This window comes from Chromatiaceae bacterium (assembly GCA_016714645.1).
In the GTDB taxonomy this organism is placed as follows: domain Bacteria; phylum Pseudomonadota; class Gammaproteobacteria; order Chromatiales; family Chromatiaceae; genus M0108.
Map to the genome: position 1 here is coordinate 64639 of JADKCI010000001.1, position 13289 is coordinate 77927.

Below are 13289 nucleotides of genomic sequence, written 5' to 3' on the forward strand. Positions count from 1 at the left end.
AGCCTTTGAGATGCCGGACCCCGTCCCACCCGGACCAGTCGCCGAGGCGGTCGCACAGGCCATGGCCCCCGTTGTGCCGCCCCAGGTCGTCGAGCACCTTGACAGCCTCGCGGTCAACTACGACCTCCTGGACTTTTTATTCGGCGGCGCGGGCCTCATGGCCGTCCTTTTCTTTCATGGCCTCTGCATCGCGTTCGTCTACCCCTGGTTCATGCAGCGCAGCCGTGACATGCTGCACCGGCGGACCTATTGGCGGGTGGAAATGCTGTTTCTTTTCAGCATGTTTTTACTCATGATGACCCACCTGGGCGAAATCACCCTCTGGGCCATCCTCGTCTTCCAACTGGGCCTGGTGGACACCCTCCGTGAAGCCATCACCTTCTGCGGCAGTACCTATACCACCGTCGGCTACAACAGCGATCTGATGCCAGAAGGTTGGAAAGTGATGACCATGATCATCGCCCTGTCCGGCATGTTCTCCTTTGCCTGGACCACGGGCATCATGATGCTGATGCTCAAGCCCTTCCATGCCGCCCAATACGCCCGCATCACCGGCCGGGACCCGCAAAACGCCCCCTTCTCGGCGGACCAACCCAAGAACTAGCTTTCAAGCCCCGTATGATTATATACCGACACGAAGTGATCCGTTATTAGGGCAACGACTGACCGGAGACCGGCGAACCATGAATCTGAACCTGCATAAAAATGCGCGGACCACGCCCGCGATTCGCCAGGAACTGCGCGAATCCACCAAGTCAGAGCGCGAACTGGCCCGCGAGTACCACCTGAATCGCGCCACGGTGCGTAAATGGCGGCAGCGCGAAACCGGCGAAGATGCCTCACATCGTCCCCATCGCCTCCATGCGACCCTGACGCCGGCCCAAGAGCGGGTTGTCGTCGCGTTACGCACCACCTTGTTCCTCTCCTTGGATGACTTGCTGGCGGTGACCCGCGAGTTCCTCAATCCCGCCGTCTCGCGTTCAGGCATGGATCGCTGCCTGCGGCGGCATGGCGTCTCCAATCTCCAAGCCCTGATTCCCCAGCCGGAAGACGAGGAGCAACCAAAAGAAAACCTTTAAGGATGATGTGCCTGGATTCATTCACGCCGATATCAAGGCTCTTCCGCCCCTGCCAGACGAGACCGCGCATCGGTACCTGTGCGTGGCCATTGATCGCGCCTCCCGCTGGATTTACGTGGAAATCTGGGGCGAAAAGACGGCGAACAATGCCGCCGAATTTCTCCAGCGGCTCGCCGCCACAGCGCCCTTCAAGGTCCAAAAGGTGTTGACCGATAACGACAACGCGTTTACCGATCGCTGTTGCGCCGCCGGCGAACGCGATCCCACCGGGCGTCATCGCTTTGATCGCACCTGCGATACCCACGGCATCGACCACCGGTTGATCAAGCCCCGTCATCCCCAGGCTAACGGCATGGTCGAACGCTTCAATGGCCGCATCAGCGAGGTGCTGGCCACCACGCACTACGATGCGGCCGCCACCCTAGAAGAGACCCTGACACGCTATGTGCGATTGTATAATCACCAGATCCCGCAGAAAGCGTTAGGACACCTCTCGCCCGCGCAAGCGCTGAGGGGATTGGCAGGAGAAACGCCCAGAATTGTTCAAGAATTAAGGTATAGAATCTCACGGTTCTTGACAAACCTTGGATCCCGCCGTTCCTGGCTCCCGGCGAGGAAAAGGGACAGTGGCTGGAATATCTGCGCTTTTGCGCCACCCACCTTGGAATTAATCGTTTTGAAGGCCGAATCACTGGACGGGATGGCCGACCCCGCGCCGCCGCGCTCGCGAAGCGCATGTAACCCCATCGTTCGCCACTGCGGGTCTACGCGGCCTGCCTGCGGCTCTGCGAGCCGTCGGCCCCGCTTGCCCCACGCGGCACATGCCCCCCTTGGCGTCCACCGGAAGGATGGATGCAACGGGATACAGCACGTTGCCCGCAGCAGGACGGGATTTGTAATCCCGCCCGCACCGTTACAGCGAGATCAGTTGAAGCTAATCGTTGCGGGTCGGGTTACAAACCCCAGCCTGTTGATCGCTGCCGCCGTTCGGCTGAGAGGTTGTGAAAAAATCGCCGACCTACTGCGGACGCCCCTGAGCACCCGTGGCGGCGTTGCGCTACGCGAACAGGACGGTCATTTAGCCCGCTAAACTCCCGCCCTGTTCGCGTAGCGCGCCTTGCCACAGGCGCTCAGGGTCGCCCTCGCTACGGTCGTCGATATTTTCACAACCTCTGAGATACCAGGAAAACTCATACCAGAGTGCGCAGGATTTCCGTTCGCCTTCAAGGCGCGCCACCCTGTGCATATCCAGCTATCGCAGACCCGTTATGTGTGTAACTACACTACCATCAGGCGCAGGACGCGTTGGGCAAGACGGGGCACGCCAGCATTCCCCCGGGACGCAGTAAGTCACCCACAATAAGTCTTTAGCACTGTCAACCCAAAGTAGAAATGTCCCCTTCTGTCCAAAATAGAGATGTCCCCTGTTAGCGGCTCGGCTCGGCTAGGGAGGGGGTAGAACCGGGGGGTACGCCGGCTGGGCGGGCCAGACGGCAGGAGCCCGGAGGGCGACGGGCGTCTGGCCCGCCCAGCCGGCGGCGTGTGGTCGTGCGGGGTCAGGGGGCGGCGGATGAGGTGGCGGTGCGGGCGGCTGCCCTCGCCACGGCCTGGCGCCACGGGTGATCGAGGGCCGGCTTGGCACGCTGCCGTTGTTGCTTGTCAAGAGCGCCATCGACCCGCTCGTTGAGGGTCTTCTCGTCCGCGACCGGCGGCGGTTGCTCCCCCTTGCGGTAGGTGGTGTAAGGCCGCTCGCGGCCCTCCCGAGCAGCACGACCTCCCCCGTCGGCTAGGGCGCAGACAGTCACCTTAGCCCCGCGTAGGCGGTATCCCGGTCCAGGGTGTTGCAGCTGATAGGCGACGTTGCGGTACTGCGCGGTGAGGTTCTTGGACAGGGTCCGCTCCTCCTGCTCCGAGAGCAGCAGGTCCAGTTCCCGCGGGCGATGCACGAGGGGACGATGGGCGTCCTCTCCTGAACTGGGGGCTACTGCGAAGCGCCGGTTGAAGTCGGCCATGAACTCCGGCAGGTAGACGTTGGCGCTCTCCAGATCGTTAATGCCGCGCAGACGCAACTCCTTGACCAGCCGGTCTTGGAGGGTCTGGTTGGCCCGCTCTACGCGCCCCTTGGCCTGCGGGGTGCGGGCGTGGATCGCTTCGATCTCAAGTCCGGTGAGGGCGCGTCCGAACTGGGTGGTGGTGGCGCCGTTGGCGGGCTCCACCTGGGTGATGCGGAAGAGGCTATGGCGGTCGGAGTAGAACGCTGCCGGCCGCCCGTACTGCTCCAGATGCCACCGTAGCACTTGCATGTAGACTGCGGTGGTTTCGCTGGGGGCAAACCACAACTGCACCAGGCGCCCGCTGGCGTCGTCGATGAAAACGATCAGGGTACAGCGCGGGCCGCGCCCCTCAAACCCGTCGTGGGGTGAGCCGTCGATCTGGATCAGCTCGCCGAAGCGCCCTCGCCGCTCGCGTAGCTGATGTGCCCGCGCGGCCTTGCGCCGCTTGGGTCGCCACCGCCCCCCGCAGGGCGCGAATCGCCTCGCGTAGCGGCTCCTTGAGCCGTCGGTTCGACGGCTCCCCGATGCGCCGGGAGACCAGTCCCGCGGCCCCCTGCGCCCGGTAGGCCGCCACCAGACGCTTCACTTGCCGCGTCGTGAGTCCCATTTGCCGCCCGGCCTCCGCCTGTGTCAGCCGCCGGTCCGTGACCGCCTCGACGACCTTCAGGCGGTGTAGCGCTCGCTTCGTCAACTCGATCATCTCCTCTGGCATCGCCCCCCCCGTTAACCAAAAGGGGACATTTCTAAACTGCACAAAGGGGACATTACTACTTTGGGCTAACAAATAAGTCTTTAGCACTTGCCAGGCCATAAGCATTACCAGATCATGGGTCTAAGGTACTGAAGACTTTCTGTGACTGACTTAAGCACCAATGGAAGACTGCGACACGACTTCGGACTTTTCTGCAACCCAAAGGCGGATCAAGACCATGCCCAAGCCATTTCACCAAATCACCCTCGACCAGTTCGCCGAGCTGCTCGAAAAATTCCCATTCACTCGCGCCATCGAGTCCGTGCACATGCACCACACCTGGCGGCCCAATCGCAGTCAGTACCGGGGCCTGTCCACGATCGAGGGCATGTGGACCTTTCATACCCAGACCAACGGTTGGTCGGATATCGCGCAGCACATTTCCATCGCGCCGGACGGGAGCATCTGGACCGGACGCAATTGGAACCAGCCGCCTGCCAGCGCCTCGGGCTTTAATGGCAACCGCACCGCCGGGCCGTTTATGTTCGAGATCATCGGGGATTTCGATGTCGGCAAGGATCCCTTCGACGGCCCGCAGAAACACACGGTCCTGTCCGTCATCGCCCTCGTGCAAAGGCACTTCAAGCTGAAGCCGGACACGCTCCGCTTCCACAACCGCATGTCCAGCAAGACCTGCCCCGGCAGTGGCGTGGATTACGAGACGATACTCAAGGAGGTCGCCGAGATCCGCGCCGAGATCGACGCCCAGGCGGCGCCGCGCGCCGCCCCCCGGAACTTCCCGTTCAACGACAGCGCCCGCGCGATCTTTCGGGTCATCGATACGTTGCGTACCACCGTCGCGACGAACGATGTCGATGCCGAGGGTTGCCTCCACGACTCGACGAGCGAGGCGGCGTTTTCCCGCAGCACCGTCCCCGCTCCGGCGGGTCATGGCGCGCGGGGTGGCGGCGAGTTGCTCACACCCGAGGCGCTCCACCAGCTACAGCCTCACGTCATCAATCTGAACCTCGGACGCTTGTCGTCGGAGGGACTCTTCAAGACGCGCGAGGCGGATGTGGACGCGATCTTCGAGGAGCATCTGCCGACGTGGGCGGCGCAGCGGGGTGGGAAGATTCCGATCGTCTTTTACGCGCACGGCGGGCTGACCTCGGAGGAAAGCGGGCTACTCACCGCGGTCGAGCAGGTCGAGTGGTGGAAGGCAAACGGCGCCTACCCGATTCACTTCGTTTGGGAGACGGGCTTGCTCGAAACGCTCGGCCAGCTCATCGCGCCCGGGCGCCGACGCGACATCGATTTCGCCGCGCCCAGTGATTTCCTGATCGAGACGGCCGCCCGCACCCTCGGGGGCGTGAAGATCTGGTCCGGGATGAAGGTCAGCGCCGAGCGGGCGTCGGACGCAAACGGCGGCGCGCGCTACGCCGCGCGCAAGCTCAAGGCATTCTGTGACGCATACAAAGATCGCGTCGAGCTGCACGCGGTTGGTCATAGCGCAGGCTCGATCTTTCACGCCTACTTTGTCCCCGCTGCGCTCGATGAGGGCGCCCCGAATTTCCGTAGCTTGCACTTCCTCGCACCGGCCGTCCGGGTCGATACCTTCGAGCAGCAATTGCTGAAGAGGATCGGCAAAGACAAGGGCGTCGATCACCTCAGCGTCTTCACCATGGCACGCGCCTTCGAAGAGGATGACAACTGCTTCTCGGTCTACCGCAAGTCGCTCCTCTATCTCATTTACTACGGGCTGGAGCCGGACCGCAAGACCCCGATCCTCGGCCTCGAAGAATCCATCCGCGACAACGCCAGGCTGAAGCGGCTCTTCGACCTCGACCGCAAGGGCAACGCGGCCGGGGAAGTCATCTGGTCCGTGTCGAAAGACACCACGGGACGCTCGGCGACGACCTCGCGCACCCACGGCGGCTTCAACAATGACGCGCCGACCATGCAAAGCGTCGCGCAGCGCATCCTGGACAAGGAGGTCACGCCCTTTACGGGTACGGAAGAGCGCGGGCTCGGCCTGATCGACTCGCTCAGCCATCTCGACCCCGCGCTGGCCGAATACGTTCGGCCGTCCACGACCTCCCCGCAAGCGCCAACGTCCCTCACGCCGACCGCCGCCCCCTCCGCGGGCGGCGGCGGCCGGCGCGCCCTGTGCGTCGGGATCGATCGCTATCCCACGGCCCCGCTCGAGGGCTGCGCGAACGATGCCCGCGCCTGGCGCGAGACCTTCCGCGCGCTCGGCTTCGACACCCCGATCCTCCTTATCGACGAACAGGCCACCCGCAGCGCGATCATGCGCGAACTCAGCGACCTGATCCGTTCGAGCCGGGCGGGTGATGTCCTCGCCTTCCAGTTCGCCGGCCACGGCACCCAGCTTCCCGATCTCAACGGCGACGAAGCGGGGGGCGACTCGCCGGGGCTGGACGAGGCGCTCTGCCCGGTGGACTTCGACCGCGGGCGCTTCGTAATCGACGACGACCTCGCCGCCCTCTTCAACACGATCCCGGACGGCGTCGGCGTCACCGTCTTCACGGACTGCTGCCACTCCGGGACGATCACGCGGTTCGCCATCGGCACGCCATCGGCCACGACGACTGGCGGCGCCGTAAAGAAACGCTTCGTCACGGCCACGCCGGAAATGAAGGCGGCGCACGCGGCCTTCCGCGCAACGCTCGACGGCAGCCGGGCCTCGACCTCGCGCGGGGTCTACGATCAGGCGCGCGAAGTGCTCTTTTGCGCCTGCCGCTCGCAGGAGGTGGCGCTCGAAAGCAACGGTCACGGCCACTTCACCGTACAGGCCACGCGCGTTCTCGCCACCGGAATCGACGGCCTGACCAATGCCGATTTCCAGACCCGCGTGATCAGCGCCTTTGGGCCGAATCCCAGCCAGAACCCGGAACTCCACTGCACCCCCCACTTGCGAGGCCGCTTGCTCCTCGCACCCGTCTCCTCCCCCGCGGGCGGACGCGCCATCGCCAGCCAGCCGGGCAGCCCCGGCGACTCCCGCGAGGATGTCGCACGCCTCCTCGAAGACACAGCTCGCCTCGTGCGCGGTTAGGGCCATGAAAGCGGAGAATCCAGGCGCGGCGGAAGGGCGCGACTTCACCATCGACGAGGGCGTCCAACGCGCCGCGCAAGGCCGGCCCTACGAGCGCAAGCCGGACGATCCGATGCATCGTCCACTGCGGATCTTCAGCCTGGACCCCGCCGTCTCCCAACGGGACGGCGCGGTTGCCGAGGTCAAGGCGCCCTACGAACCGCTCCAGCCTGGACCCATCGGCGCGGTTTTCGCAGTGGACGATGTGGACGCGGCCCAAGGGACCCACTGGGGTCGTGCCGACCTCGACGACCGCACCGTCCTGCTCCGCAACGGCCACACCCCATCGACGACGAACCCGCTGTTCCACCAGCAGATGGTCTATGTCGTTTGCGCGACGGTCTACCAAACCTTCCGCAAGGCGCTCGGACGCCATGTGAGTTGGGATTTCGATGCGCGCCCGGGGGAAGAGGGACAACCGACGCGGTTACGCATCCTGCCGCATGCCTTTGTCGGTCAGAACGCGTTCTACGACCGCACGACCGGGGAACTGCTCTTTGGTTACTTCTCCGCCACCGACAAACCCCACGGCCGCACTCCGCCGGGCGGCGTCGTCTACACCTGCCTCTCGCACGACATCATTGCGCACGAGGTCACGCATGCCCTGCTCGACGGTCTGCGGGCGCACTTCTGCCAGCCGACCGGTCCCGACGTCCTCGGCTTCCACGAAGGCTTTGCCGATCTCGTCGCGGTCTTTCAGCATTTCAGTCACCGCGAGGTGGTGCAAGCGGCCATCCGCCGGTCGGAGGGTCACCTCGAAGACGCGACCCTGCTGACCGGGATCGCTCATCAATTTTCGCAGAGCCGCGGCTCGATCCAGCCCTTGCGCACGGCTTTCAAGCACATGGCCGATGCAAAGCATGAACCGAAACGATACGATCCGACGCAGGGGGCGCATGAAATCGGTGAGGTGTTGGTCCAGGCGGTCTTCGAGGCGTGGATGTCGATCTTCAACCGCAAGGTCGAGCGTTATGTCCGCCTCGCAACCGCCGGCGCCGGCCGTCTTCCTCCGAGCCAGGCGCCGGCCGATCTACGAGACATCTTCGCAGAGGAGGCCAGCAAGCTGGCGGAGCAATTCCTCGGCATCTGCATCCGCGCGATTGACTACTGCCCGCCGGTGGACATCGCCCTCGGCGAGTATCTCCGGGCGCTGATCACCGCGGATCACGACCTCGTGCCCGACGACCCGTGGGGTTATCGCGAGGCGCTCATCGACGCCTTTCGCGTACGCGGCATCTACCCGCCGCAGTTGAGCAGCCTTTCGGAGGAGAGCCTGCGCTGGCAGGCGCCGGCGCTTTCCGTCGCGAGCATCCCGGAGTTGAGCTTCGCGCGGCTACAGTTTGCAGGCGATCCCGCGGCCCCGGCCAGTCCGGAGGAGTTACTCCGCCAGGCGCGCGCCCTCGGCGCGGTGGTCGGTCGCCCTGAGCACCTCGCACACTTCGGTCTGGCGCGCAGCAACGACCCCGAGCTCGGGGAAGACACCGTCGACCTGCCGCGGGTGCAATCGATCCGCAGTTCCCGTCGCGTCGGCCCGGATGGCCAGATCGTCTTCGACCTCGTGGCCGAAGTCACGCAACGCCGCACCGTCCGCGATCCGCGCGGCGCCTTCGACACCTTCGGCGGCGCAACCGTGATCATCGGCCCCAAGGGCGAATTCCGTTACGTCATCGCGAAAAACGTCCTCAACGAGGATCGGCTCACCAGCCAGCGGGAATTCATCCACGGCGCGGGAAGGCCGTTTTGCGAGCTGCGAGGGGGCGCGCTAGCGCCGATCAGCAACGCATTTAAGCTTCTCCACGAGCCTAAAACGCCATGAGCGCCGCCACCGAGCTTATCGTGCCGGCGAGAGAACGCTGGTCTCACACCGGGTTCGCAATCGAGCAGGGCGCAGGTTGGACGAAGCCGCTACCGCGGCAGATGAGGACTGCCTATAGGGATAGGGATAGGGATAGGAAGTTCAACCGCACCGGCGGCTGAAGCAGCGCTAACGTAGCATCGCCGGGAGGGGCGTGGCAAGGCCCGGCAAGCCCCGCGAGGGAGCTGACTGGCAGGAACGGGGGCGAGGTAGCCCTCTCGGAGGGGGCCGAGTGGGCGTGAGGGGTGGTCTGCCGGCGGCCTGGGTGCAGGCAGCGGCGCGTCGCTGGCCGGTGGCGAGGACGGAAGGAGGCTACCACTGCACTTCCTGGTTGAAGACGTACTCGGGTGAGGGTTGCGCCAGGGCGTCCCAGTCGGGTACGGCCTCGACCGGTGGGTCGTCCCAGGCCGGCGGTCCGCGGGCCGGGCTGATGCGTGGCGGCTCGGGGGGTTCGCCGATGTGGTTGAGTATCCGCCGCAGCGGGGCCGCTTCGGTAACGAAGGCGATGATGCGCATGTCGGCACCGCAGTTGGGGCAGGCCAAGGGCAGCGACGCGAACAGGCGTGCGAGCAGCATGGCCCACAGGTAGTGCGCCGGGGAGCGGTGACTGGGTGGCGCGGCAGCGGGCGGTGAAGGTGGCGGCGCAGCCGCCACAGGCGGTGGGTGAGTCAGGTCGGGGTCCGCATCGCGCCCGTAGGCGGTGGCGGCCAGGCGCAGTGGCGCATTGGGTGCGAGCACCCCATGGTAGCGATGGCGGTGCAGCCGCGGCGGGGGGATCAGGGCCGCGAGGTGGTCGATGAACTCCAGCGGGATGAGGGACAGCGCGGTGCGCCCGTCGCGCTGGGGCCTCGGCAGGCGATAGACGATCCGCTCATCGTTGACCTGCTCGAGGCGCTCAAGGGCGAAGGGCGGACGGGCACAGCATGCTTAGCGAGGGACGTTCCACGCACCCTTTGTGACCGGGAATCATCAAGCGTTGGTGGTTTCAACATTCGTGGGGGTAGCGCTCGCTGTCGGCGTGGCGCTAGACAGATCGGTCTCGCCGCACTTGCCGCATCCGACGTCCTGGAAATTTCCGCCATGCCCTGCTAATTTGCACATAACCAGTGTAAGCGGGGCCTGTGATATGAGTATCACCCTTTCCATCGATGAGAAGACGCTGTCGGCAGCGCGCAAGGTCGCGGCTGCTCGCGGGCAGAGCCTCAATCAACTGATTCGCGACGAGCTTGCACGGCTGACGGGCGTGGAGCACCACCGCGCGGATTGGCAGGAGCTCGAATCGCTGAGCGGGACAGGTCATTCCCGAGGCTGGCACTTCGACCGCGACGAGCTGCATGAAAGAACGTAGCTTCCTGGACACCAACGTTCTGGTTTACACCGACGACGCCGACGCACCGGCCAAGCAGGCAACCAGCTTGTCGCTGTTGCGCGCGGGATGGGCAACTGGAAACGGCGTGCTGTCCACGCAGGTGTTGCAGGAGTACTTCGCCGCGGTCACCCGCAAGCTGGGCGTCGATGCGGCCGTCGCGCGCCGCAAGGTCGAGCTCTTTGGCCGCTTGGAGATGCTGAGCATTGGCCACGACGACATCCTGCGCGCCATTGATCTCCACCGCCTGCACGGCTTTTCGATTTGGGATGCCTTGATCGTCACCATGGCGCTCAAGGCCCAATGGCGGGTGCTGTATTCCGAAGACATGCAGGACGGACGCGTCATCGACGGTCTGCGAATTGCCAATCCATTCAAGCCCGAGAGCCGGTAGGTGGGTCAGTTTAGGTGGCCAGTAACACGCCGACTTTCAGCGGCCATCTCACTTTCGCTTTTAAGCACGAGGGCCTCTGGGCCATCCTCGTCTTTCAACTGGACTTGGTGGACACCCTTCGTCAAGCCATCACCTTCTGCGGCAGTACCTATACCACCGTCGGCTACAACAGCGATCTGATGCCCGAAGGCTGGAAAGTGATGACCATGATCATCGCCCTGTCCGGCATGTTCTCCTTCGCCTGGACCACGGGCATCATGATGATGATGCTCAGGCCCTTCCATGCCGCCCAATACGCCCGCATCACCGGCCGGGACCCACAAAACGCCCCCTTCTCGGCGGACCAACCCAAGAATTAGCCACCCGCCCCAGGCCGATCCCAAACACGGCGGGATAGATGGGTCGGTGGCACTCCTCGCTGGGCTGGAAAAGGGTTAGCCTATCTTTGTCACCCCAACCCATAGCATCTTTTACATACAATTGGTTACGATGATCATCCGGCGGCGTTGGTCACTACATGTGGGATCGGCGGGGCGTTCGGGTCAATGAGAGTCTTCTCCGTCTTGCCCGGCAGGTGGGGCAGACCGAGGGCGTTGTAGAGGTCCTGCTGGTGGGGTTCGGGGCGGGTGGCTTTGCGGATGTGGTAGATCTGACCGTCGTCGCGATGGAGGATGACGGTCACCCGCTGTTGGCCGTCGAGTTGGTTGCGCAGGCTCTCCCAGCTCAGGTGAATGCCCTGAGCCTTGAGTTGCAGACGCACGCTGTGGACCAGGTGGTAGGCCAATACCGAGAGGAACAGATGGCCGTCGACCCGTGCGCTCTGGTGGTGATAGACCGGGCGCAGGCCCAGCTCCGACTTCAACGAGCGGAACACCGCCTCCAGATCGGTGAGCATGGTGTAGGTATCCCACAGGGTGCGCTCATCCCAGTCGGCCTGGTTGGTACGCAGGCAATAGACCCCGGGGAGGGTGTCCTCGGTCGGTATGATGCGCGTCCACACCAGGGCCTTGGCATTGCCGCTGGCTGTGTCTTTCTCCAGGTGGATGTCGTAGAAGCGGATCACCCTGGAGTAACGCTGGCGCAGCCGCCCGATGCGGATCTGGACCTGGTCGTAGCCCTTGACGCGACGGGGTATATTGAGCCCCTCGGCCAGGTATTTTAGGTCCGCCTCCAGGCGGTTGGAGAAGCGTTGTTCGATGCCCCGCTCCTTGGCCTCGCGGCCGGTGGAATGACAGTACAGGCGTACCTCCCCGCTGGCCTCGTCAACCACGCGCTGGGCGCGAATGCGGGTCGCTCCCGCCTCGCGAATCAGGATCGCCTGCTCGGGATCGAACTCCTGGTGGCGCTCGCGGCTGACGACCAAATAGCGGTAGCCCTGGTCCTTGAGCCAGGTGAGGTTGGCTGCGGTGGCGATGCCGGCATCGAGCACCACCGTCGGGGCCACCGCAGCGGGGGCGAGCGCCAGGCGCTCGAGCATCTGCTCCAGGGTCTTGGGCTCGCTGATGTTGCCTGCAAAGACCTTGCTGCGCTTGGGGAAGCCGCTGCCATCGAGCACCAGGGCCAGGGTCGCCAAGGGGCCATCGGAGCGCTGCTCCTTGGAGTGACCGTGCTTGGCCTTGGCATGGCCGCGCGCCGTGCCCTCGAAGAAGGTATTGGTCAGATCGTACAGGGTGATGGTCTCGGCCAGCGCGAACAGGTCGCGCTCCTGCTGGTAGAGAAAGCCCTCCAGCGTGGCGCGGTGCGCCAACAACCGGTCGCTCACCCGATACAACTGATTCAGGTCCAGGGCGGCGAAGTCGTAGTCCAGCAATTCCCCCAGACCGCTGCGCAGTTGCAGCCACTGGTGGGTTGCCAACTCGCTGCCCGGGCGCACCATGCGCCCGATGATGGCCCCGATGGCGGCGCCCAACTGGTGACGATTGAAGCCCAATTGCGCCAGCTTGACGTCCAACCCCAGCCGCCGCAACGCCTCCAGCGCCACCTGCTCGGCCCCGACACTGCGCGGGCGAACGACCTCCAGGCGCTCCAGGTCCACCCGCTGATAGTCGCACTGCGCGGCGGCCGCCTTCGCCGCCACCGTCGTGCCCCGGCGGCTGACCAGGCGGGCCGCACAGTCCCGCGCCAGCGCCTCCCACTGCGGATCCAACCCGTCGGCGATCAGATCCAATTGCCCCTGCACCAGGGCCTCGATGCGCCCGGCCAATGGGCCCCACTGCGGGCGCGGCACCTCGAACTGGCGCCCGAGATTGAGCAGCGTGACCTGGCGCACCGACGTCGAAGTGCGCACCGACTCTACCAGGCGGTAGGTGTAATAGGGCTCGCCGGTCTCGCGGCTCTTGATGGTGGTGCGACGAATATACATGGGCGCAGCTTAGCCCCTGCGCCGGACCCTGGCAAGGGTTATTAACAATATTATGGCACTACGCGGCGACGCGAATCGCTAAGCCATTGACCCGGTTTGGGCCACCCGCCTCGCCGCGGCGGAAAGGCGGGGGTGTTGGGCGGATGAGGGGGGTGGAATGACAAAGATGGGTTAGGACCAGGGCGGGCCTCACCCCTATCGCGCCAATAGGAATGGCGCGAATCTTGACTGATCGCGCCAATAAAGCTAGTTTTTGGCGCGTTAGGCGGTAATCGCGCCAAACAGCCTTGGAGCCATGCCCAAAAAACTCCCCGAAGACCTAACCGAACGAATCGAAACCGAATCGCAGTCAAGCCCCGTATGGTTATATACCGAC

Annotated in this window: 7 protein-coding genes and 3 pseudogenes; 7 read left to right on the forward strand and 3 right to left on the reverse strand. The window is 64.5% G+C overall.

What is annotated here, in order from left to right; genetic code table 11:
• Positions 1-10: 10 nt before the first annotated feature.
• A complete protein-coding gene (locus IPN92_00285) occupies positions 11-604 on the forward strand; it encodes a hypothetical protein (GenBank protein ID MBK8636772.1) in 594 nt (197 codons plus the stop codon).
• A gap of 79 nt (positions 605-683) precedes the next feature.
• Positions 684-1633: pseudogene (locus IPN92_00290) on the forward strand (IS481 family transposase).
• Between the two features lie 1002 nt (positions 1634-2635).
• Here IPN92_00290 and IPN92_00295 read toward each other — a convergent pair.
• Positions 2636-3824, reverse strand: a pseudogene (locus tag IPN92_00295) (ISNCY family transposase).
• A gap of 238 nt (positions 3825-4062) precedes the next feature.
• Here IPN92_00295 and IPN92_00300 point away from each other — a divergent pair.
• Positions 4063-6897: a caspase family protein gene (locus tag IPN92_00300; protein ID MBK8636773.1), complete on the forward strand. Its 2835-nt coding sequence runs from the start codon at positions 4063-4065 to the stop codon at positions 6895-6897.
• 4 nt (positions 6898-6901) lie between these two features.
• Positions 6902-8752, forward strand: coding sequence for a peptidase M4 (locus IPN92_00305; GenBank protein ID MBK8636774.1), 1851 nt, complete (start codon positions 6902-6904; stop codon positions 8750-8752).
• Between the two features lie 351 nt (positions 8753-9103).
• On the opposite strand, the pseudogene IPN92_00310 reads toward IPN92_00305, so the two are convergent.
• Positions 9104-9712: pseudogene (locus tag IPN92_00310) on the reverse strand (transposase).
• Positions 9713-9917: 205 nt separating this feature from the next.
• On the opposite strand from IPN92_00310, the gene IPN92_00315 reads away from it, so the two are divergent.
• Genes IPN92_00315 through IPN92_00325 form a run of 3 tightly spaced genes read left to right on the forward strand, consistent with a single transcriptional unit; the run spans position 9918 to position 10910 of the window.
• The gene (locus IPN92_00315; GenBank protein MBK8636775.1) at positions 9918-10139 is read left to right on the forward strand and encodes a MerR family transcriptional regulator; all 222 of its coding nucleotides are present in this window, start codon (positions 9918-9920) and stop codon (positions 10137-10139) included.
• Entirely contained in the window at positions 10126-10551 is a 426-nt protein-coding gene (locus tag IPN92_00320; protein ID MBK8636776.1) for a PIN domain-containing protein, read from the forward strand. Before IPN92_00315 ends, IPN92_00320 begins: the two co-directional genes overlap by 14 nt.
• A gap of 14 nt (positions 10552-10565) precedes the next feature.
• The gene (locus IPN92_00325) at positions 10566-10910 is read left to right on the forward strand and encodes a two pore domain potassium channel family protein (protein ID MBK8636777.1); all 345 of its coding nucleotides are present in this window, start codon (positions 10566-10568) and stop codon (positions 10908-10910) included.
• Between the two features lie 134 nt (positions 10911-11044).
• Here the strand turns inward: IPN92_00325 and IPN92_00330 are convergent, their stop codons facing one another.
• The gene (locus IPN92_00330; protein ID MBK8636778.1) at positions 11045-12913 is read right to left on the reverse strand and encodes an IS1634 family transposase; all 1869 of its coding nucleotides are present in this window, start codon (positions 12911-12913) and stop codon (positions 11045-11047) included.
• Between the last annotated feature and the right edge of the window lie 376 nt (positions 12914-13289).